Raw genomic sequence first — 20,234 nt, forward strand, 5'->3', positions numbered from 1 at the left:
AAGGTTTTGCGATTTAAGGCCCGTCGAATGATCAGAGCTTTGGCCGTTCTGGCCCTTGTGACACTTGGCGCATGTGCGCCCCCTCCCCCATCAGACGGGGGCGCGGTGCAGCGGTTGGCGACCGAAATCCGCAACCTTGGCCCCGATATCGATCCCGAAGAAGCGAACCGTGCGGCGCAGATCGCCTATTCCTACACAGCGCAACTGGTGCAGGAGTATCAGATCACCGACCCGCCGCTGATACACAATGCAAAGGTCAACAACGGCCTGCGCCCGCGCGGGCTGTGTTGGCATTGGGCCGAAGACATCGAACGTCGTCTGGATCAGGAACAGTTCCAAACGCTGGAGATGCACAGGGCCATCGCCAATGCGGATAACCCGTTTCGCATCGATCACAGCACGGCCATCATCAGCCGCAAAGGTGAAACGATGTATGACGGCGTGGTGCTGGACCCCTGGCGTTACGGCGGAGTGCTGTTCTGGTCACCCTTGGCAGACGATACCCGATACGACTGGGTCCCGCGCGAGGTTGTCCTGCAGAAACGACAGGTCGAACAATACGGAGAGCTGCTGCCCTATACCGGCGGCTGACCCTCAGATCTTGGACGAGATCACGCCGGTGGCAAAACCGCCCATGCGCAATTCACCGAACAGGCGCTGATATTCGATCTTGGGACACCGGTTCATGATCACATCCACCCCGCGCGCCTGCGCTTTGGCCGCCGCCTCGGGGTGTTCGACGCCGATCTGCATCCAGATGGTCTGCAGCTTTGGGAACGCGGCCAATGCCTCATCAACAATGGGCGGCACGGCTTCGCTGCGGCGAAAGATGTCCACCATGTCCACAGGTTCCGTGATTTCGGACAACGACGCCTGCACGGTCTGGCCAAACAGCTGGGTTCCCGCATGCCCCGGATTGACGGGGATGACCGTGTATCCCTTCAGCGACAGATACCGCGCCACGTAATAGCTGGGCCTGACGGGGTTCATCGACACCCCCACAACGGCCACAACCTGGGTGCGCTTCAGAACATCTTTCAGAAATACGTCCGTGTATTCGGTCATGCCCTTACCCTAAGCGCAGTGCGGAAAAGAAAAAAGCGCTCAGGTCGAACCTGAGCGCCAGTTGTTGGAACGAGGGACAGTGAAATGACCCGCGGCAGTTCCGTTCCGCGGTCACTGTGACATTTAGGCATAAGTTGAGAGAAAAAAAGAGGGGGTGCGCATTTTTGTGATGACAGATCACGAAAAGCGGAAGTCAGCCGATCACTCAAACAGGATAACCGGCCAATGGCTCTCGGCCAGACGGATGTATTCGGCGGTGGCCTGCTGCCACATCTTCTCAATCGCGGGGGAGTGCGTCAGGTACAAACGCCCGTCGATCACCTGCCACAAGGTCGGATCCGTGCTGACCAATTCACCCTGCGCCATGGCATAGGCACAATATCCGCCAAATTGAGGCGCATACGCGCGCGGGTTCATTTCAAACGCGTCGCGATTTTCGGCCGAGGCAAAATGCCACTCGGCCCCTTTCCACATCACCGAATACTCGGCGCTGCCGCGGATCGGTACACCACCGTCAAAATACGTGACGACATCATAGCCGCCCAAAGCAGCACCGTTCGTCTTGTAAAAAACGGACTGTTCCTGCGCAAACGCAGCAGGGGCAAACATCGCGGCGGTTACAGCGCCCAAAAGAAAACGTCGGTTCATTCGCATCGAGTCGTACCTAGAAAACCAGGGTATCAAGATGCAATTTATTAATGACTCTGAAACCCCAATTAACGCGGTTGTGATGAGTTGTGCCTGAATAAATTGGCTTTAGTCGAAGATATCCTCGATCACGTCCCAGGCTTCGTCGAAAACTCGCGAGAACATTGTTTTTTTCTTCTTTTTCTTCTTGGACTTGTTCTGCTGGCCTGATTTTTGCGCCTGACGCATGGATTTTTGATCTTCCATTTTGCGTTTCGGCATCATTTTCAGGTCATGCAGCGGCGCGCCGCAGCTTGAACAGCTAAGCTCGTGGCGCTGCTGTCCCTTCAGGACCAGCGCGGCGCGGGTTCCGCAATAGCAGCAGGTGACGATTTTGGACGGGCCGGGAATGGATCTCTCCTGTCTAACGGTGCCTGGAAGCATATAGGGCAATTGCGGCAGCATTTGAGACGTTGAGCGACCCAAATCCACCTGCCGCGTCAATTTTCACCAATTGATCGACAGTTTCCTTGGTTTTTTGCCGCAAACCAGGCCCTTCGGCCCCCAAAACCAGCGCGACAGGCTGGTCCAGCTTTCCACCCAAGGCCGATTCGATGGTATCTTCGGCCTCACCATCCAGACCCAGAACGAGAAACCCCATGCCCTGCAATTCGACAATGGCATCGGCCAGATTGCGCACGCGCAGATAAGGTTGCCGTTCCAATGCACCACTGGCCGTTTTGGCCAGCGCCCCGGTTTCCGGCGCGGAATGGTGCCGCGTTCCGATCACCGCACTGGCACCCAGCACCTCGGCCGAGCGCAGAATCGCCCCCACGTTATGCGGGTCCGTCACGCGATCCAGCAGAATCACGCGGGGATGTTCGCGGCCGATACAGTTCTCGGCCAGCCCGCCCCAATCCAGCGGCTTGACCTCAAGCGCAGCGCCCTGATGAACCGATCCCGGATCAATGGGGGCAGAGAATTTGCGCGGATCGACCATTTCGGCCTCAATCCCCGCGAATTCAATGGCTTCGCTCAGCTTATCGCGGGCATTTCGCGTCACGATCAGGCGCAGTTTACGGCGGCTGGGGTTCATCAGCGCATCGCGCACGGCGTGCAGACCGAACAGCCAAACGGTTTCCGATGCAGCCGCTTTGCGCGCCTGTTCTTTTTCAACGACCCACTTGGGTTTCTTCATTTCTTGGGCCTCCGGGCCGGGAATTCGGTTTCCTGCGTCAAAGCGGTATTTTCCTGTTGACGCTCCTTTAAGGCGCTAGTAATCACGCCTCCACGTCAGGTGCAACGCCTGACAGTGGGCGACAGGCCGCAAGGTGTGGCAGGGGACTGTAACTCCCTCGCGGAGACGCACGCCTGGTTCGATTCCAGGGTCGCCCACCATCTTCCTAACAGGAAAATAGATGGTGATGGGTCGTTAACTCGGCAGACACTCCCATTCTGCGATCACTTGTTTTCCGCGCACGGCCAGCACGAGACCAAATTGGTTCAGAACCGCCTCGCTTTGGGTTGGGCGCAACAACGCGACATCGCAGGGCAACACCGGTGCCGATCGGGGGCCCGTCCAGACTTCTTGATTGCTGGAACGCCCAAAGACCAGGGAATAGCGGAATCCGGTCGGAAAAACCGGATTGGCCAGAAAATGACCGCCGAAAACCGCGATATCTGTTTTTGAGCGCGGCAGAAAATCAAATCCGGGCAACAGGTTTCCCGGCATCGTCTTGAGAATTGGCGTCGCGATAAACGCCGCGGGCTGGAACGCCTCTGTTGTGGCGTGGTCAAAATCGGATGGCTTGACCAGCACCGAGCCAAAGGCGATTTCGGTGGCGCCGTCGGTTGCGGTGATGGACTGAAACGTCAGGCTGCCGCCGGTATTCAGGCACAACCCGTCGGGCAGACTGGCAGCCGCGCGACGAAACGCTTCTGCCGTCTTCCGGGCCGCCCGGTTTCGTAAGGGGCCGGGCAATTTGGCCAGATGCACCTCATATCCCATCATGCCGGACAGACGGGCATTGGCATTCGCCTCAACCTCTTGCGCGATCGCGGCAACCTGATCTGGCTGGAACCCGCCGCGATGCAGGCCGACATCAACCTCCAGCGACAGGCGTAGGGCCGATTGCCGCTCGGCAGCCAGTGCAAGGTAGTCCCGCAGCCGCTCTGGGCCGTCGATCAACCACTGAACCCGCGCCGCCGCATCGGGGCAATCGGACAAGACCCTCGCCGCAGTTCTGACGGGCAGCGGCTTGCCAATCAGGTGATCCGTCTTAGGTTCGGCCTGCAGCAAGGCCGTCAGCATCCGCCCGGAAAAGCTCATCAACCCCGATGTCTCCATCCGCTCGCGGATGTGATCCAGCAGCGGCAGGCAGGGCAAGGATTTTGCCACCAGACGGCGCTGCAACCCGCTGTCCGAGCTACGCGCAGCGAGGTCGCAATTGGCGTCCAGCCGATCCAGATCGATCACGACAACGGGCTGGTCCACCCCATATTGACGCAATGTCTCAGACAGGGATCGCAAGTATTCCGTCACGGCTGAAACACTCTGGCAAGGTCCGGGGTCAGGAATTTGCCCGCCGGATCAAGCTGTTCCCGCAGCGCGCAGAACCGGTCAAAATCCGGGTAAAGCACGGACAATTCTTTGTGGGTCAGACTGTGCATTTTACCCCAATGCGGGCGTCCGCCCGCCTCAAGAAACACCGGCTCCAGCGCGTCGAAATACCGGCGATGATCCTCTGCCGCATCGGTATGGATGGCAACCGATATGCGGGGCCCGCCCTGAAACGGCGAAAGGCATGCGCTATCGCCCGCTGTCTGGCGGATTTCGATGGGGAAATAGATGTCCTGGTGATTACGATGCAGACGGGTCATGACCTCTTGTAGCACGTCATGGGCGGTGTCGGGCGGCAGGTGATACTCCATCTCGTTGAACCGAATGTGCCGGTCGCTGCACAGGACCCGCCAGCTTTCGCCCACGTAATCCTCATCCGATTGGGCCATGGTCAGGAGGCTCAGCAGCATCTTGCGCAGCCCGCCGCTGATCCTGCCCGCATTGCGCGCAAGCTTCAGGACCTTGACGGCGACCATGTCCAGATCGCGCGGGGCCTTGCCTTCTGACGCGTCGGACAGGCTGTGACGGATTTCAACAGCCTTGCCGGTGAAGGGAATGTAGAAGAACTCAAAGTTTCGATTGTCGGCCCAGTGCTGATGCATATTGGCCAGGCTGTCCTTCAGATCGGCCAGCCGCACCTGTCGGCGCAGATTGTATTTGGGCACGGTCAAGACTTGCACCTCGGTCAGCACCCCCAGCATCCCCAACGTGACCTGCGCCATTTCAAGCGGGATGTCATCGGTGGTCAGGATTTCACCGCCCGCCGTTATCAGTTTTGCCGCCGTGATCTCGGCAGACAAACAGGGCAACCCGCGCCCTGTCCCATGCGTTGCGGTTGACGCGGCCCCGGCCAGCGACTGCGCGTTGATGTCACCGAGATTGCGAAAGGCCAGCCCCTGCCCCGCCAGCGCCGGGGAAAGATCGCGCAATCGCGCATTTGCATTGACCCAGATACGATCATCATCCCGCGCGCCCAATACCGGCATATCCAACCGGGACAGGTCCAGTATCTGGTCCGCACCTGCCACAATGGGCGCAAATGAATGCCCCGCGCCCACAACCCGCAGGCTTTGCGCCCCAGCGATGGCCTGTTGCACTTCGGTCAGCGACCCCGGTTGTGCAATCGGCGTCTCGGCCCTTTGGGTTCCGGCCCAGTTCGTCCACATGTGCTGCCTCCTCTGAGGGCAGAGGATTGCAGCACATCCACGCTGAAACAAGTCAGGTTTTCAGGGCGTTACCCTACGAAACCCATTTTATGCCGCTGCCCGCTGCGCAGTCACGCGGTCCAGCCACGTGGTAATGGCGTCGAGGTTCGAGGCAACCTCTTCGGCGGCACCGCCAGTGAATTCCTGAAACTTCTCCATGTTCAGACCGTTCACGCCCACAAGCACCGGAATATCCTGCGCGAGTGCCTCGGCGATCACCGGGCGAAACCCGCGCCCGTCGGCTTCGTGCTTACCGAACTTGTTGATGATCAGAAGCTGCGGCGCATCTTCAAGCGAGGACGTGACATAGCCCACAGCCTGTTCCAACGCGGCCGGGTCCAGACGGCACCCGCGGGAATGTTCGCCCAGGGATTGCGAGATGCGGATGGTCTCTCCGTCCGGCAAGACGCGAACATCCATGTCGCATTTGCTGCTGTCGGCGCATTCGGTGTTGGTTTGGACCACACCGGCCAGATGGGCGCCCTTGTTCAACAGATGTTCGGCAACCGCGCTGAGCAGCCGGTCGGTTGCGCCGCGATCGGTAGTGGTAACATAGGCCAGATACATTCAGAGACCCTCGTATTTAAAGTCCAACAATTCAGATAGCACGCATGGCCCTGTCCCGCCACTCCCCTGCCTCAGGGCAAGGGGGACTGGCCGATCACAGATACGTGCAGGTGAAGCAGAACCGCAAAAGCGGCAAGAGAAATCAATACGGTCCACAGGCTGGGCCAAGGGCGCGGTGCCCGCAGCGACAGCCGCGCCGTGTTGCGGGACAGGCGATGCCATTCCGGGCCCATCTCGCGCATCTTGCGGCGGTCGATCAGGGCCATACCAAACACGGCAAACCCGGCGAATAGGCCGAACAGGATGACATGGGACAGGCTGCCATTGGCCAGCAGATGCGCCAGCGCCCACAGCATAAGGGCCACCAGCAAAGGATGGCGTGTCACCCTAAGGATGCCGGGATTTTCGGGATCAAAGGCGCGGTGCCCAAGGCCGCCAAAGGAAAACGGGTTCTGAATCGACATCCCGCAGACGGCCAACCAGCACACAGCCGGCATCACCAATACTGGAATCCAGCGCAGGACCGCAAACGGAGGGATAACCTCAACATAAGGGGCGTCCGCTGCAGCCACGACCAGCCACCCCAGAACCAAAAGGGACAGGGCCGAATAAGCAGCGAAATAGGTCTTGCGCCCCATTACCCCGATCAATCGCCCGCGCAGAGCGGGTCGTACGGGTATGGCGTGGGTCAGCAGGAATGTGATCAGCGCGGCAAGAAAAAGGCTCCAGCCCAGCATTGTAGTCTCCGACTTTGTTGGCACGGGTATAGGCCTGCCAAGGCCGCCCGTCTTTGTCCGAAATCAAGTGGATGGCCACCGCCCCAAATCCCGCCATTTTGATCGCGCCAAGGCTTGCAACCGCACGGCGCAAAGGTAACGCTATCCCCCAAAGGAGCAGCCATGACCCATTTCGACCAGATCTTTGCGATGGCCGCCGACCGCCATGGCGGTGCGGACGCTTTGAACGCAAAGCTTGAACGCCCGAAATCGGCTGAGGAACTGGCCGCCCTGCCCGAGGATCGCTGGCTGTCGATCATCACAAAGACCGTGTTTCAGGCCGGGTTCAACTGGAAGGTCATCGAAAACAAATGGGACGGGTTCGAGGCCGCCTTTGACAGTTTCGACATCGGTCGCTGCGCCTTTATGGATGATGAGAAATTTGACGCGCTGCTGCAGGATACGCGCATTGTGCGAAACGGCACCAAGATCGCCGCAGTGCGGGACAATGCGTCCTTTCTTCTGGAACTGCGGCAAGAGGGCGGCGTCGGCCAGATATTGGGCGGCTGGCCCTCGACCGACTACATCGGTCTGCTGGCGATGCTGGGCAAGCGCGGATCGCGGCTGGGTGGGGCCTCGGCCCAATATGCGATGCGTTTTGCCGGTCGGGACAGCTTTATCCTGTCGCGCGACGTCACCGCCCGCCTGATTGCCGAGGGCGTGGTCGACAAGGCCCCCACATCGAAAAAGGCGATGACCGCCGTGCAAGAGGCGTTCAACACCTGGATGGATCAATCCGGCCGGTCCCTGACGGAAATCAGCCGCGTTCTGGCGATGAGCCTGTGAATACCGGTTGCGGAACAGAGACTTCGGACTAGGCTTTAGACATGGCATTGCGCATTTTCATGATGGCCTTGTTGCTCTTGTCGTCCTGCGGGCGTCCCCTGACCGATCAGGAGCGCGCCTTTGCAAGCCAGATACAGGGCGACACTCTGAACCTGGATCGTGTGCGTCTGGTCGAAGGGGCCCCTGTTGTACCCATCACATTCTACCGTCAGGAACGGCCCCGTCTGGCCTGCCGCGAGCGTATCCTGCCCCCACCCAAAGAAGGGGTCGTCACCGCAAAACCGGCCGCCGTGGCCCTGTTCAACAAGGTCTATTTCACGCGCGACTGGTATCTTGAGGACTACATGACGGATTTCCCCGATCAGATGAACCTGATCGCGGCCATGCTGCTGGCGCATGAGTTGACGCATGTTTGGCAATGGCAGAACCGAGAGACGACGGGCTATCACCCCCTGCGCGCCGCAGCCGAACACGGCGGCAGCGATGACCCGTATCTGTTCGATCTGGAAACCTCGCCCGATTTTCTGGCCTATGGATTCGAACAGCAGGGCGCGATTGTCGAAGAATATGTCTGCTGCCGCGCACTGGACCCGCAAGCCCCCCGCACCCAACGCCTGCATGACATGCTGGGCGCGCATTTCGATCTGGCAGCCCTGCCCGATCAACCGCGCAACCAGAGCATCCTGCTGCCGTGGAGCGAGGCTAAGATCGACGGAATTTGTCGCTAAAACCTACTGGCTCTGCAGCGTCTCAAGATAGGCGACCAGATCCACGATGGGCTGACTGGTCAGGATTGGCTGCCCTTGGGGCGTTTTCATCGACGTATCCTGCCCGTCGAAATACGGCCCATAGACCGGCATCGGGCTGCCATGGCTGACCAGCGGGTCCCGCCCGTCGATCCGCGCCACGACGCGGGCTGTGGGGAATACCCCGTCTTCACCCGACAGTTTGGTCAGGTCGACAGGCTGGATGACCAGCACCCCGGCCATTGGCCCGTGCCCGGTTGCGTCGATCCCGTGACACGTCGCGCAATAATGCTGATACAACTCGGCCCCGGTTTCCACGTTCTGGGCTGCCGCGTGCGACGCCAACGCCAGCACACCAATTGAAACTGCACTTCGTATCGCTCTGCTCATCGCATCCTCCTGTCACGATTGGCATTTACAGGCTTGCTCAAGGACGGGCTTGCCGCAATGATCCAGATCAACGCAGCCGGAGGATACGGGCGATGACACAATATGCAGCCATCATGCTGGCAGCCGGGATCGGCGTCCCCATTCTGGCCGCCCTCAACGCGGCTTTGGGTAAATTGATCGGATCGCCGACCACCGCTGCGGTGGTTCTGTTTGCCATTGCTTTTGCCTCATCCGCGGCCGTGATGGTGCTGTTTCCGGGGTTTGGGGCCCTGCCCAAAATCGCAGAAACACCCAAGCATCTTTTGCTGGGCGGCGTTCTGATTGCCTTTTACGTGCTGTCGATCACCCATGTCGCGCCGCATTTCGGCGTCGGCAATGCGGTGTTCTTTGTTCTGATCGGGCAGCTGATAAGCGCCGCCGCCATTGATCACTTTGGCCTGTTCGGCGCTCAGGTCACGCCGCTGACGTGGATACGCGCAGGCGGCATCGCCGTGATGGCAGCGGGTGTGGCGATCACTCAACTGGCCTGAGAATGCCGCTCTCCAGCCTTAGTTTTCGATCCATCCGCGCCGCAAGGTCCATGTTGTGCGTGGCGATCAGAGCCGACAGCCCCTCATCCCGCACCAGAGCCATCAAGGCATCAAACACCTGATCCGAGGTCTCGGGGTCCAGGTTGCCCGTCGGCTCGTCCGCCAATAGCACCCGAGGTTTGTTGGCCAACGCCCGGCAGAACGCGACCCGCTGCTGTTCCCCCCCCGACAGCGCCGCAGGGCGGTGATCGGCCCTTGCGGCAACGCCCACCCGGTCCAGCAATTCCATCGCCCTGTCCTGCGCCGCCTTCTCAGACGTGCCATTTGCCAGTTGCGGCAGGGTGATATTCTCAAGCGCCGTGAACTCGGGCAGCAGATGGTGGAACTGATAGACAAAGCCCACATCCTGCCGCCGGAGGGCTGTGCGGGTCCGGTCCCCCTTGCCGGTGACGTCTTGCCCGGCAATCTCGACCATCCCTGAATCCGGCGTATCCAACAGCCCCGCGATATGCAGCAGGGTCGATTTGCCCGCCCCGGATGGGGCTACCAGCGCCACCGCCTCGCCCGCGCGCATCTCCAGATCGGCACCGCGTAACACCTGCACCTCGCCCGGTGTACCCTTGAGATAAGTCTTGGTCAGACCGTTCAGCCGCATCGTCACATCATTCATAGCGCAGCGCCTCAACCGGGTTCAGCCGCGCCGCGCGGCGGGCGGGGAAATAGGTGACAAAGAAAGACAGGCCCAGCGACAGGCCCACCGCCTTCAGGACATCCGACAGGTGCAACTCAGCCGGAAGGGCATAGATACCGCGAATGGATGGGTCCCAGACGCCGCCGCCCATGACGAAATTCACGAACGAGAAAATCGGGTCGATATAGATCGCAAAGAGGCATCCCAGAACCACCCCCATCGCGGTGCCAATGATCCCGGTAAATGCGCCGCAGATGAAAAACACCCGCAAGACCGAGCCCTCGCTTAACCCGATAGTACGCAGAATGCCGATATCGCGCCCCTTGTTCTTCACCAGCATGATCAGCCCCGAGACGATATTCATTGCCGCGATCAGCACCAGAATCGACAGAATGATAAACATCACATTGTCTTCGACTTCCAACGCCCGCAAAAACCCGCCCGAGGCGTCCTGCCATGTCCAGATCTGGCTACGCTCGCCTGCGGCCTCAAGGATGGGGATCAGGATCGGGGTCAGGTCCTCGGGGCGGTCGACCATCACCTCAATCTCATCGGCTACGCCGTCGCGATTGAAAAAGCTCTGCGCCTGCTCAAACGGCATGTAGACGCGGGTGCGGTCGATGTCATAGCGCCCGGCGGAAAACACGTAGACGATGCGATACGCGCTGACACGGGGCGAGGTTCCAAAGGCTGTTTTCACCCCGTTGGGCGAGGTCAGCTTGACCGTATCCCCCACGGTCGCCCCAATACTTCGTGCCACGCCCGAGCCGATGGCAATCACAAACTCCTCATTCTGGAACTCGGACAGGTCGCCCACTGCCTGATCGCTTTCAGCAACGCCCGGCAGGTCCAACAAATCGTCCGGTTGAATGCCAAAGACCTCAACCCCGCTGCTGCGGTCGCGATTGGTGATCAGAACCTGCCCCTTGACCAAAGGCGCGGCCCGCTGCACGCCGGAAACCTCGGCGATACGGTCGGCAACCGCGTCATAATCCTCGATCGTGCGGTCCAGCCTGCCCTGCGCGTCGAAATTGCCCGCAGAATAGACCGTGACATGGGCATTTGCGCCCAGAATGGTGCCGACAAACTCCGCCCGAAATCCGGACCGAACGGCCAGAGTCGCGATCAGTGCAAAAACGGCCAGCGTGATTCCGACCAGGGAAATCCATGTCATGACGCTTACGCCGCCCTCAGCCCGGCGCGCACGCAGGTATCGCCAGGCGATCTTCCATTCAAATGGGGCAAAGGGCGGGGGCGTCTTGGCCATGTCTGCTCCGGGGCTTTTTCACTTGGCGCGACCCTTTCGGCATTTCACCGGATGGTCAAGTTGCTTATGCGTGTCCCCGTTTGGCAGCGCTGTAGGAACGATATTGGATGTATAGCAAAACGAATCAGTCTCAGGGCCACTCTGGCTTGAGGTGATGTGCGCACAAAAGGATATACCCATGGTTGTGACGCACTTCACAGACAGCTCTTGATTGTTTCAGTTATGAAGTTAATCAGACGGTTGCGTGACGGACTGCACTCAAAATGCAACAATCGTTAAGCAACTTTATTTCGTCTTTTGCTTATTTTTAGAAACTTTGCCACCTTAAATTCAAGGGGGATACCAATTTCAGAGCGGGGGTCGCTCATGTTTGTAAAGAGTAATACCGAAGTGCTGGACCCGATTTTGGTCCAAAATCCTGCGAATGAGCTTGATTGCGAAACAGCCGCATTGCTGCGTGCAACCATTCGTCCGGTCTTTGACGCAGCTGCAAGCTGGGCCAGTTTGACCGATATTCTCAAAGACAAAGGATACCGGCTGGTATTCCGTCAGGGTCGCCTGTGCCTCACCGATCATGCAACGGATGAGCGGGTTTGCGGCATACGGTTCTTAGGATTCGAATTCACCGAGTTGGTCAGACGTCTGGGCCGTCCGATCGTTGTGCCGCACGGCAACAGTGCAGACGGAGAAATCCTGGCCCAACGGCCGGACGTTCAGCGGGGCTAGAACCGCCGCCAGAATTGAAACTTGCGGCGCAGGGTCTTGAACAGGCTGTAAAGCGCCGCGCGGGCAATCGGGGGCTGCGACAGGGTTTTCAGAAAAATCGTGCCGGAAACGCGCAGCGGCAGATGCCCCTTTTTGTACCAGTCAAGCCGGTCTTCGTCCGAATAAGAGGACAGATCGCAAAACTGGCTGTAATTCTTCAACCAACAGGCTGCCATTTCGGCCCCTGCCTTATCCGTGTCCGCTGACACGCCACCAATCCGGAACAGGGACACCGGGGCCTGCAGGCGCTGCCCGGAATGCCCGGACAGGATCATACGCAGAACCATGTCGTAATCTGCCGCGATGCGGAATTGCAGATCATGACCGCCCAATTCCTGAAACAACGCGCGTTTCAAGACCATCGCGTTATGCCCAAAGGGCAGGCGCTGCAGAATCGACTTGGGCGTCAGGCGACGTGCATGGCGTCGGTGCCCGTCATCGTCAAAGAACACCGTCTCACCGTAAACAAAGTCTGGCCGGTCAGGCTCCAACGCCTTTTGGACGCGCGACAGGCTGTCTGGGCCTGCGATCAGATCATCCGAATTCAGGAACAGGACATAGTCGCCGTGACACCGCTCAACCGCTTGGTTCATCGCGTCATAAAGGCTTTGATCCGGCGCGCAGAAATACTGGATCGGAATGGGGTTGTCCGAGACCGAGATCTTTTCAATCGCCTGTTTCAGCAAGTCTTGCGTGCCGTCATCAGACTGACCGTCCCAAATCACATGCTCGATATCGCGAAAAGTCTGCGACTGGACGCTGTCCAGCGCGGCAAGGATTTGCTCGCCGCGCCCGGCCTCGATCAGGTTACGCGTAACCGTGATGACCGAGATCAGCGGTCTTTGATCCTGTTCAGGCGATTTGCTCATAAATCCCGGCAACTTTTGTGACGGCGGCCTCGGGGCTCAACTCTTCGCTTTCGCCGGTGCGGCGGCAGGTCAGTTCGACCACACCGTTCTTCAGGCCGCGCGGGCCAACAGTGATGCGCCACGGCAGACCGATCAGGTCCATGGTCGCGAATTTGCCCCCGGCCCGTTCGTTGCGGTCATCATAAAGCGGCTCAAGCCCCAAGGCAGTCAGCGCGCCATAAAGCTTGTCGCAGGCCGCATCCGCCTCTTCATCGCCTTGCTTGAGGTTAACGATCCCGCAGTGGAACGGCGTCACGCCCTCGGGCCAGATGATGCCCTTGTCATCGTGGCTGGCCTCAATGATCGCGCCAATCAGGCGGCTGACGCCGATACCATGGCTGCCCATGTGTACGGGCGTCGGTTTGCCATCCGGGCCTTGGACGGTTGCGCCCATGGCTTCGGAATACTTGGTGCCGAAATAGAAGATTTGCCCCACTTCAATCCCGCGCGCCACGCGGCGACGATCCTCGGGCACCTGATTGAACAGCGCCTCGTCATGGGTTTCATCGGTACGTGCGTATTTCGAGGTGAACTCCTCCAGAATGGCCTGACATTGCGCCCGATCGTCATAGTCGATCTGACGATCCCCAAAGGTAAGGTCGGTGACGGCGCTATCATAGAAGACCTCGGACTCACCGGTTTCGGCCATAACCAGGAACTCATGCGTGTCATCGCCACCGATGGGGCCGGAATCGGCGCGCATCGGGATGGCCTGAAGGCCCATGCGTTCGTAAGTGCGCAGGTAGCTGACCAGATGGCGGTTATAAGCGTGCAGCGCATCCTCTTTGGTCAGGTCGAAGTTGTAGCCGTCCTTCATGTAGAATTCACGCCCCCGCATCACGCCGAAACGCGGACGGATTTCATCGCGGAACTTCCACTGGATTTGATAGAGCGTCAGCGGCAGGTCTTTGTAGCTGTTCACATGGCCACGGAAGATGTCGGTGACCAGTTCCTCAGCCGTGGGGGTATACAACATGTCCCGTCCGTGACGGTCCTGCATCCGCAGCATTTCCTGACCGTAATCGTCATAGCGCCCGGATTCACGCCACAGGTCCGCCGATTGCAGGATCGGCATCTGAATGGCGATGTGACCGGCCCGCGCCTGTTCTTCATGCACGATATTTTCCAGCTTGCGCAACACTTTGAACCCCAGCGGCAGCCAGGAATAAATCCCGGCGGATGCTTGCTTGATCATCCCCGCGCGCAGCATCAGCCGGTGGCTGACGATCTGAGCCTCGGAGGGGTTTTCCTTGAGAACGGGCAGAAAGTAACGGCTGAGGCGCATATTGTAACCTTAAAGGTGAAAGTTCACTTGAAAAGTGATTATGCCAAAGCCTCGCCGGGGGCAATCGGGCATTGGCGTTTTTGCGACCTCGGGTCAGTCGGATTTTTGATTGACCCGCCGATCAGGGTTTTCAAATGTGACAGAAATGTAAAACCCACGAGGCACCGATGCAGACCATTCAGGAACCCGCCCGCCAGATTCCCGTCATCCATCAGACAGACGTTCTGGTCGTCGGCTCTGGCCCCGCCGGGCTGGCCGCCGCGTTGGCAGCCGCGCGTGCCGGGGCCGAGGTGTCGCTGGTCGACCGCTTTGGCTGCATGGGCGGCAACATTACCGCCGTCGGCGTCGAAGGCTTCGCATGGTATCGCCACGAACAAACGGTTGAGGCCGGCGGCATCGGCATGGAATTCGAAACCCGCGCCAAGGACATGGGCGCAGCCGTGCCGGAAAGCCAGTCACTGAGTTATGAGCTGGACAGCGAAGGGTTCAAACTGGTGGCCGACAAACTGGTGGATGAGGCGGGCGTGCATCCGATGCTGCACCGTCAGTTCGTGGCCCCCATTATGGACGGCGACCGGATCACCGGCATCATCACCGAATCCAAAGCCGGGCGCGAGGCGATTTTGGCCCGCGTGGTGATCGACACCACCGGCGACGCCGACGTGGCCCATCGCGCGGGCGCCCCCACTCACAAGACCGCGCGCGAGGATATGATGGCCGCCTCGGTCATGTTCCATTTGGCCGGTGTCGACAAGCGCGCCTTTATGGAGGGCGTCAAGGCCGATCCGCAGACCTACAAGGACTGGGGCGGCGGTGGTGAATGGAACATCGAGACCTCGGGCAAAGAGGACGACATGTTCTCGCCATTTGTGCACAAACCCTTCCAACAGGCGATTGATGCGGGCCTGATCCCGGCGCATCTGAACACCATCGCGGGCACCTGGGGCGCGATGCACGACACAGGTGAGCTGACCTATATGAACCTCATCCATCTGGCTGAAATCGACGGCACCGACCCTGACAGCCTGACGCGCGGTGAGATCGAAGGCCGCCGCCAATCCATGCTGGCCATCGAGGCGCTGCGCCGCTTCATGCCCGGGTGCGAGAACGCACGCCTGCGGAATTTCGGCATGACCATCGGCATCCGCGACACCCGCAAGATCGACGCGGTGTACAACATGACCGAAGACGACGCCCGCCATCAGGGCCGGTTCGAAGATACAATCGGCATCTACCCCGAATTCATCGACGGCTATGGCATCCTGATCCTGCCCACGACCGGGCGGTATATGCAGATCCCCTATCGCTCGATGCTGCCCAATGGGATCAAGGGGTTGCTGGTTGCGGGCCGCTCGCACGGGTCCGACAAGGTGGCCCATGCCGCCACGCGCAACATGGCCTGCTGCGCGGTCATGGGTCAGGGCGCAGGCATCGCCGCTGCGCTGTCGTTGAAAAGCAACCAGGACGTGCATGAGTTGAACCTCGCCCCCGTTCACAAGGAATTGGATCGGCAGGGTGTGAGGATTCACTGATGCAGCAAATCCCTACTATAGACGTCTCGCCGCTGTGTGATCGCGATCATCCCGACTATGACCTGACCGTCCGGCACGTCATGGACGCCTGCACCGGGATCGGGTTTCTCTCGATCACAGGAACGGGCATTCCGCCGGAAAAGGTCGATCAGGTGCGCCGCTGTGTGCAGGCAATCTTTGACATCGAAGAAAGCGCCAAATGGGATCAGGCCATCACCCGCGAGAACTATCGCGGGTACATCCCGATGGGATTCTTCACGCCCAATGACGGTTCGGGCAAAGCCGACAAATACGAGGGCTACAAGCTGCATCGCGAAACCGCGCCTGACGCGCCCATCCGCAAGGACTGCGCGCTGTACGGTCCGAATATCTGGCCGCGTGAGGTGCCTGAGGCGGGGCAGATCATCCTCGCCTACTGGGCGCAATTGGACGCAGTGGCCGATCTGCTGCTGGGCGCGCTTGAGGTCGGTCTCAACCTGGCCCCAAACACGCTGCGCGATGCCTTCCGTGATCCGATGACCAACATGACCCTGCTGCATTATCCGCCGCAGGCCCCGGATGAGGGCGGCTATGGCATCCATCCGCACAAGGATACCGATGCGCTGACCATCATCGCGCCCGATCCCGTCGGCGGGCTTGAGGTGCAGACCCGCGATGGCGGCTGGATCACCCCCGACTGCCCGCCAGGCGGGTTCATCGTCAATATCGGCGATATGCTGGAGTTGTGGTCCGGTGGACGGCTGAAATCCACGCCGCACCGGGTGGTCAACCGCTCGGGCCGCGAGCGGTACTCGTTCCCCTATTTCGCCGTCCCCCGCCATGATGTCGTGGTCGCGCCACTGGTTGATCCCCTGCCCGGATTTGGACGTCCACCGGTGCATTGCGGCCACTGGTCGGCCGAGATTTGGCGCACCAACTGGCCCGACGAACATGCGGATGACACCACGCCCGAACTTGGAACGCTCAGCGACTGAAACCCGCATTTCCGACCCACCATGAACCGCTTGCATCACAGGGCTGCATGCGCCAAGAACATATGCAAGAACCGATAACAAGGGGACGGGCATGGCTCTGCCGGTGAAGGATCAACTGCGGTACTGGGGCGTAGCTGCTGCGGTCTTTGTGCTGATGTTATGGGCCCTTGGCGACGTTTTGCTGCCTTTTGTCATCGGCGGCGCAATTGCCTATTTTCTGGACCCGGTCGCGGACAGGCTTGAGGCGCTGGGCCTGTCGCGAATGGCCGCCACCGGGATCATCACCATTGTCGGCGTTCTGGGCTTTGTCCTGATGATTCTGATGGTGGTGCCTGCCCTGATCACACAGTTGATCGATCTGGTCGAAGTACTGCCAAGCCTGTTCAAAGAGCTGCGGGGCTTTATCGAAAAGCAGTTCCCGTCGCTGCTGGATTCCGAATCCAGCTCGCACCAGGCGCTGGTTTCCATTGGCGAAACACTGCAATCGAAAAGCGGTGATTTGCTGCAATCGGTGATCGCGTCGCTTGGCTCGGCCATCAATGTTGTTGTGCTGCTGATCATTGCCCCCGTCGTAGCAGTCTATCTGCTGATGGACTGGGACCGCATGATCGCCCGGATCGGAGAGCTGCTGCCGCGCGACCACGCCCCCACGATCAAGCGTCTGGCGGGTGAGATTGACGCAGTTCTGGCCTCGTTCGTACGTGGCATGGGCACGGTCTGTCTGATCCTTGGCACCTATTACGCGGTGGCCCTGATGGCCGTTGGCCTGCAATTCGGTCTGATCGTCGGGTTCATCGCGGGGCTGGTGACCTTCATTCCCTATCTGGGGGCGCTGATCGGCGGCACATTGGCGATTGGTCTGGCGCTGTTCCAATTCTGGGGGGACTGGACCCATATCGGACTGGTCGCAGGCATCTTTGCCCTGGGTCAGGTGACCGAAGGCAATTTTCTGACCCCCAAGCTGGTGGGGCATTCGGTGGGCCTGCATCCGGTCTGGCTGCTGCTGGCGCTGTCGGTTTTTGGCGCTCTGTTTGGCTTTGTAGGCATGTTGATCGCGGTTCCCGTGGCCGCAGCTCTCGGTGTGGTGGCCCGCTTCCTGACATCGGTTTATCTGGACAGTCGCCTGTATACTGGCCTTGAAGGACTGAATCAGGAAGACGAATAAATGTCCCGACAACTCAGCTTTGACCTACCGGCCAAAACCGCACTGGGCCGCGAGGATTTCTTTGTCTCACCAGCCAATGCGCTGGCGGTTGCGATGATTTCGGCCACGTCCTGGCCCGGCAACAAACTGGTGCTCAGCGGCCCTGCGGGCGCTGGCAAAACGCATCTTGCCCATGTCTGGGCGGCCGAGACCGGAGGCCGGATCATTCAGGCCCGTGACCTGCGTTACGAGGATGTACCAGCGCTGGCCAGCACACCGATCGCGGTCGAAGACGTACCGATGATCGCCGATGACCCCGAACAACAAAAGACCCTGTTCCATCTGCACAATCTGGCTTTGGCCGAGGGTCACGCCCTGCTGATGACCGGGCGGCTGGTGCCCAAGCTGTGGCAATTGCCCCTGCCCGATCTGCAAAGCCGCATCGAAGGCGCGCATCACGTTGCGTTGGACCCGCCCGATGACGCGCTGTTGGGTGCTGTTTTGGCCAAGCTCTTTATCGACCGGCAATTGAACCCCGGCCCCGAGGTCATCGCCTATCTGGTCAAACACATGGATCGCCGTTTTGAAACCGCAGCCGAGGTTGTGGCGCGGCTGGATCAGATTGCGCTGTCGGAAAAACGCGAAATCACGCGTTCACTGGCCATCAGAGTATTGAATTCGGACGGAAGCGATGTCGAACCAGACAATTGACCCAACCCCGACGATTTCGCAAACTGCCACCGGAACATCTGGACAAGACATGGATCAAGCCGTCGAAATCGACATTCCGGACTGGGGACCTTTTGGAAAGCCGTTGTTTGACAACCCCGAGGCCCGCGCCCTGTCGCGGGTGGGCGTTGTCGATGTGGGGTCGAACTCGGTCCGGATGGTGATCTTTGACGGGGCCGCACGGTCTCCGGCCTATTTCTACAATGAAAAGGTGATGTGCGAACTGGGTGCGGGACTGTCAGAGACCGGGCGGCTAAACCCCCTCGGACGGGCGCGCGCGCTGGACGCCTTGCGCCGGTTTCAGCGTCTGGCCGATGACCTGGGGCTGCCCGGCCTTCATGTGGTTGCCACCGCAGCCGTGCGCGAAGCCGAAGATGGGCCAGAATTCTGCGACGAGGTCCATAAAGAAACCGGCCTGACCGTATCGGTGATTGATGGCGGTGAAGAGGCCCGGCTGTCGGCGCAAGGCGTGCTTTTGGGCTGGCCCGGGGCTTACGGTTTGATCTGCGACATCGGTGGTTCGTCCATGGAACTGGCCGAGATTGGCGGCGGCGATGTCGGGCGTCGGGTGACATCCGCCCTGGGTCCACTGAAACTGCGCGACATCAAAGGCGGGCGACGCGCGCGCAAGGCGCATATCAAAGCCACGATGGAAGAGTTGCGCGGACAGATGGGCCAACAGCGCGACCGCCTGTTTCTTGTGGGCGGCAGCTGGCGTGCCTTTGCGCGGCTGGACATGTTGCGGCGCGGCTACCCGCTGAATGTGCTGCACGAATACCGCATGACCACCAAACAGGTGCATGAGACCATCAAGTTCATCGAAAAGGGCGATCCCGACAAGCTGCGCAGCCAGGCCGGGGTGTCCAGCTCGCGCATGGCGCTGATCCCTTATGCGATGGACGTGCTGGCGCGGTTGATCCGGACTTTCAAGCCCAAGGACATCGCCATCTCAAGCTATGGCATTCGCGAGGGGCTGCTTTATGAACAAATGCCGCAAATCCTGCGCGATCGCGACCCGTTGATCGAAGCCAGCCGGTTTTCTGAGGCCAAGGATGCCCGTCTGCCGGGCTTTGGCAAACACCTCTATTATTTTGTGATGCCCCTGTTCAAATCGGCCCCAGAGACGCGCGTGCGCCTGATCAAGGCCGCATGTCTGCTGCACGATGTCAGCTGGCGCGCGCATCCCGACTATCGGGCCGAAGTCTGTTTCGACTATGTCACTCGCGCCAATCTGGGCGGGCTTAAGCACTCGGAACGGGTGTTTATCGGCCTCGCACTCCAACATCGTTACCGCAATAAACGCGAAGGCAACCGGTTTGAACCGCTTTACAAGCTGCTTGAGGAGAAAGACCAGAAACAGGCCGAAATTCTGGGCAAGGCGATGCGGTTCGGGGCCATGCTGTGGATGCAAAATGACGCCACCATGGGCCGATTGCGCTTTTACCCAAAGAAACGCCAGCTTGAGCTTTTGTTGCCCAAGGCTGCCGGGCCACTGTTCAACGAAGTGGCCGAAGCGCGGCTCAATTCCCTTGCCTCCGCTCTAAAATCGGACACGCGCGTCTTAATCCGCGGCTAAAGCGTTTCGCGTTTGACTTGAGACACGAATACCCTGCCACGCCTGCGGCGT

At 59.8% G+C, this 20,234-nt stretch carries 23 protein-coding genes and 1 tRNA gene; 11 read left to right on the forward strand and 13 right to left on the reverse strand.

Annotation, left to right across the window (positions count from 1 at the left end):
• The first annotated feature begins 27 nt into the window (after positions 1-27).
• Positions 28-591 carry a hypothetical protein gene (locus ACRZ94_RS03675; protein ID WP_480650280.1) on the forward strand — a complete coding sequence of 188 codons (564 nt, stop codon included), beginning with the start codon at positions 28-30 and terminating at the stop codon, positions 589-591.
• 3 nt (positions 592-594) lie between these two features.
• On the opposite strand, the gene ACRZ94_RS03680 is transcribed toward ACRZ94_RS03675, so the two are convergent.
• From ACRZ94_RS03680 to rlmB, 4 genes are all read right to left on the reverse strand, one after another.
• A complete protein-coding gene (locus tag ACRZ94_RS03680; RefSeq protein ID WP_480650279.1) occupies positions 595-1,065 on the reverse strand; it encodes a CoA-binding protein in 471 nt (156 codons plus the stop codon).
• A gap of 201 nt (positions 1,066-1,266) precedes the next feature.
• On the reverse strand, positions 1,267-1,713 hold the full coding sequence (locus ACRZ94_RS03685) for a YHS domain-containing (seleno)protein (RefSeq protein ID WP_480650278.1): 447 nt from the start codon (positions 1,711-1,713) through the stop codon (positions 1,267-1,269).
• Between the two features lie 108 nt (positions 1,714-1,821).
• Complete coding sequence (locus ACRZ94_RS03690; RefSeq protein ID WP_480651425.1) at positions 1,822-2,136, reverse strand: hypothetical protein; 315 nt, start codon at positions 2,134-2,136, stop codon at positions 1,822-1,824.
• Positions 2,117-2,890, reverse strand: a complete 774-nt coding sequence (gene rlmB, locus ACRZ94_RS03695) for a 23S rRNA (guanosine(2251)-2'-O)-methyltransferase RlmB (RefSeq protein WP_480650277.1) — start codon at positions 2,888-2,890, stop codon at positions 2,117-2,119. The genes ACRZ94_RS03690 and rlmB overlap by 20 nt, the downstream gene beginning before the upstream one ends.
• A 116-nt stretch (positions 2,891-3,006) precedes the next feature.
• Between rlmB and ACRZ94_RS03700 the strand changes: the two genes are divergently transcribed.
• Positions 3,007-3,090 (forward strand) — tRNA-Tyr (locus ACRZ94_RS03700).
• Positions 3,091-3,124: 34 nt separating this feature from the next.
• On the opposite strand, the gene ACRZ94_RS03705 is transcribed toward ACRZ94_RS03700, so the two are convergent.
• The 4 genes from ACRZ94_RS03705 to ACRZ94_RS03720 all read right to left on the reverse strand — a co-directional run bounded on the left by ACRZ94_RS03705 (position 3,125) and on the right by ACRZ94_RS03720 (position 6,821).
• Positions 3,125-4,234 (reverse strand): alanine racemase, encoded by a 1,110-nt coding sequence (locus ACRZ94_RS03705; RefSeq protein ID WP_480796692.1) that lies wholly within the window; start codon positions 4,232-4,234, stop codon positions 3,125-3,127.
• Positions 4,231-5,478: a D-arabinono-1,4-lactone oxidase gene (locus tag ACRZ94_RS03710; protein ID WP_480796693.1), complete on the reverse strand. Its 1,248-nt coding sequence runs from the start codon at positions 5,476-5,478 to the stop codon at positions 4,231-4,233. The genes ACRZ94_RS03705 and ACRZ94_RS03710 overlap by 4 nt, the downstream gene beginning before the upstream one ends.
• 87 nt (positions 5,479-5,565) lie before the next feature.
• The gene (locus tag ACRZ94_RS03715) at positions 5,566-6,084 is read right to left on the reverse strand and encodes a DUF2478 domain-containing protein (protein WP_480650274.1); all 519 of its coding nucleotides are present in this window, start codon (positions 6,082-6,084) and stop codon (positions 5,566-5,568) included.
• Between the two features lie 71 nt (positions 6,085-6,155).
• Positions 6,156-6,821 (reverse strand): NnrU family protein, encoded by a 666-nt coding sequence (locus tag ACRZ94_RS03720; protein ID WP_480796694.1) that lies wholly within the window; start codon positions 6,819-6,821, stop codon positions 6,156-6,158.
• Between the two features lie 162 nt (positions 6,822-6,983).
• Here ACRZ94_RS03720 and ACRZ94_RS03725 point away from each other — a divergent pair, with 162 nt between their 5' ends.
• Positions 6,984-7,646, forward strand: a complete 663-nt coding sequence (locus ACRZ94_RS03725) for a DNA-3-methyladenine glycosylase I (RefSeq protein WP_480796695.1) — start codon at positions 6,984-6,986, stop codon at positions 7,644-7,646.
• A 41-nt stretch (positions 7,647-7,687) separates the two neighbouring features.
• Positions 7,688-8,374, forward strand: a complete 687-nt coding sequence (locus ACRZ94_RS03730; RefSeq protein ID WP_480650271.1) for a hypothetical protein — start codon at positions 7,688-7,690, stop codon at positions 8,372-8,374.
• Positions 8,375-8,377: 3 nt separating this feature from the next.
• On the opposite strand, the gene ACRZ94_RS03735 is transcribed toward ACRZ94_RS03730, so the two are convergent.
• On the reverse strand, positions 8,378-8,782 hold the full coding sequence (locus ACRZ94_RS03735; protein ID WP_480650270.1) for a c-type cytochrome: 405 nt from the start codon (positions 8,780-8,782) through the stop codon (positions 8,378-8,380).
• 92 nt (positions 8,783-8,874) lie between these two features.
• Here ACRZ94_RS03735 and ACRZ94_RS03740 point away from each other — a divergent pair, with 92 nt between their 5' ends.
• Positions 8,875-9,312, forward strand: coding sequence for a DMT family transporter (locus ACRZ94_RS03740; RefSeq protein WP_480650269.1), 438 nt, complete (start codon positions 8,875-8,877; stop codon positions 9,310-9,312).
• Here ACRZ94_RS03740 and ACRZ94_RS03745 read toward each other — a convergent pair.
• A complete protein-coding gene (locus tag ACRZ94_RS03745) occupies positions 9,296-9,982 on the reverse strand; it encodes an ABC transporter ATP-binding protein (RefSeq protein WP_480650268.1) in 687 nt (228 codons plus the stop codon). The two genes, ACRZ94_RS03740 and ACRZ94_RS03745, sit on opposite strands and share 17 nt — an antisense overlap.
• A complete protein-coding gene (locus ACRZ94_RS03750) occupies positions 9,975-11,270 on the reverse strand; it encodes a lipoprotein-releasing ABC transporter permease subunit (RefSeq protein WP_480796696.1) in 1,296 nt (431 codons plus the stop codon). The genes ACRZ94_RS03745 and ACRZ94_RS03750 overlap by 8 nt, the downstream gene beginning before the upstream one ends.
• A 366-nt stretch (positions 11,271-11,636) precedes the next feature.
• Between ACRZ94_RS03750 and ACRZ94_RS03755 the strand changes: the two genes are divergently transcribed.
• Positions 11,637-11,996 carry a hypothetical protein gene (locus ACRZ94_RS03755; protein WP_480796697.1) on the forward strand — a complete coding sequence of 120 codons (360 nt, stop codon included), beginning with the start codon at positions 11,637-11,639 and terminating at the stop codon, positions 11,994-11,996.
• Here the strand turns inward: ACRZ94_RS03755 and ACRZ94_RS03760 are convergent.
• Complete coding sequence (locus ACRZ94_RS03760) at positions 11,993-12,904, reverse strand: glycosyltransferase family 2 protein (RefSeq protein WP_480796698.1); 912 nt, start codon at positions 12,902-12,904, stop codon at positions 11,993-11,995. The genes ACRZ94_RS03755 and ACRZ94_RS03760 overlap by 4 nt on opposite strands.
• Entirely contained in the window at positions 12,888-14,228 is a 1,341-nt protein-coding gene (gene proS / locus ACRZ94_RS03765) for a proline--tRNA ligase (RefSeq protein WP_480796699.1), read from the reverse strand. Before proS ends, ACRZ94_RS03760 begins: the two co-directional genes overlap by 17 nt.
• Before the next feature lie 167 nt (positions 14,229-14,395).
• On the opposite strand from proS, the gene ACRZ94_RS03770 reads away from it, so the two are divergent.
• From ACRZ94_RS03770 to ACRZ94_RS03790, 5 genes are all read left to right on the forward strand, one after another.
• A complete protein-coding gene (locus ACRZ94_RS03770; protein WP_480796700.1) occupies positions 14,396-15,760 on the forward strand; it encodes an FAD-dependent oxidoreductase in 1,365 nt (454 codons plus the stop codon).
• Complete coding sequence (locus ACRZ94_RS03775) at positions 15,760-16,734, forward strand: isopenicillin N synthase family dioxygenase (RefSeq protein ID WP_480796701.1); 975 nt, start codon at positions 15,760-15,762, stop codon at positions 16,732-16,734. Before ACRZ94_RS03770 ends, ACRZ94_RS03775 begins: the two co-directional genes overlap by 1 nt.
• Positions 16,735-16,825: 91 nt before the next feature.
• Positions 16,826-17,899, forward strand: coding sequence for an AI-2E family transporter (locus ACRZ94_RS03780; protein WP_480650261.1), 1,074 nt, complete (start codon positions 16,826-16,828; stop codon positions 17,897-17,899).
• Positions 17,900-18,589 (forward strand): HdaA/DnaA family protein, encoded by a 690-nt coding sequence (locus tag ACRZ94_RS03785; RefSeq protein WP_480650260.1) that lies wholly within the window; start codon positions 17,900-17,902, stop codon positions 18,587-18,589.
• Positions 18,590-18,638: 49 nt separating this feature from the next.
• A complete protein-coding gene (locus tag ACRZ94_RS03790; RefSeq protein ID WP_480796702.1) occupies positions 18,639-20,183 on the forward strand; it encodes a Ppx/GppA family phosphatase in 1,545 nt (514 codons plus the stop codon).
• Positions 20,184-20,234: the final 51 nt, after the last annotated feature.

The organism is Ruegeria sp. CH10 (genome assembly GCF_056537125.1).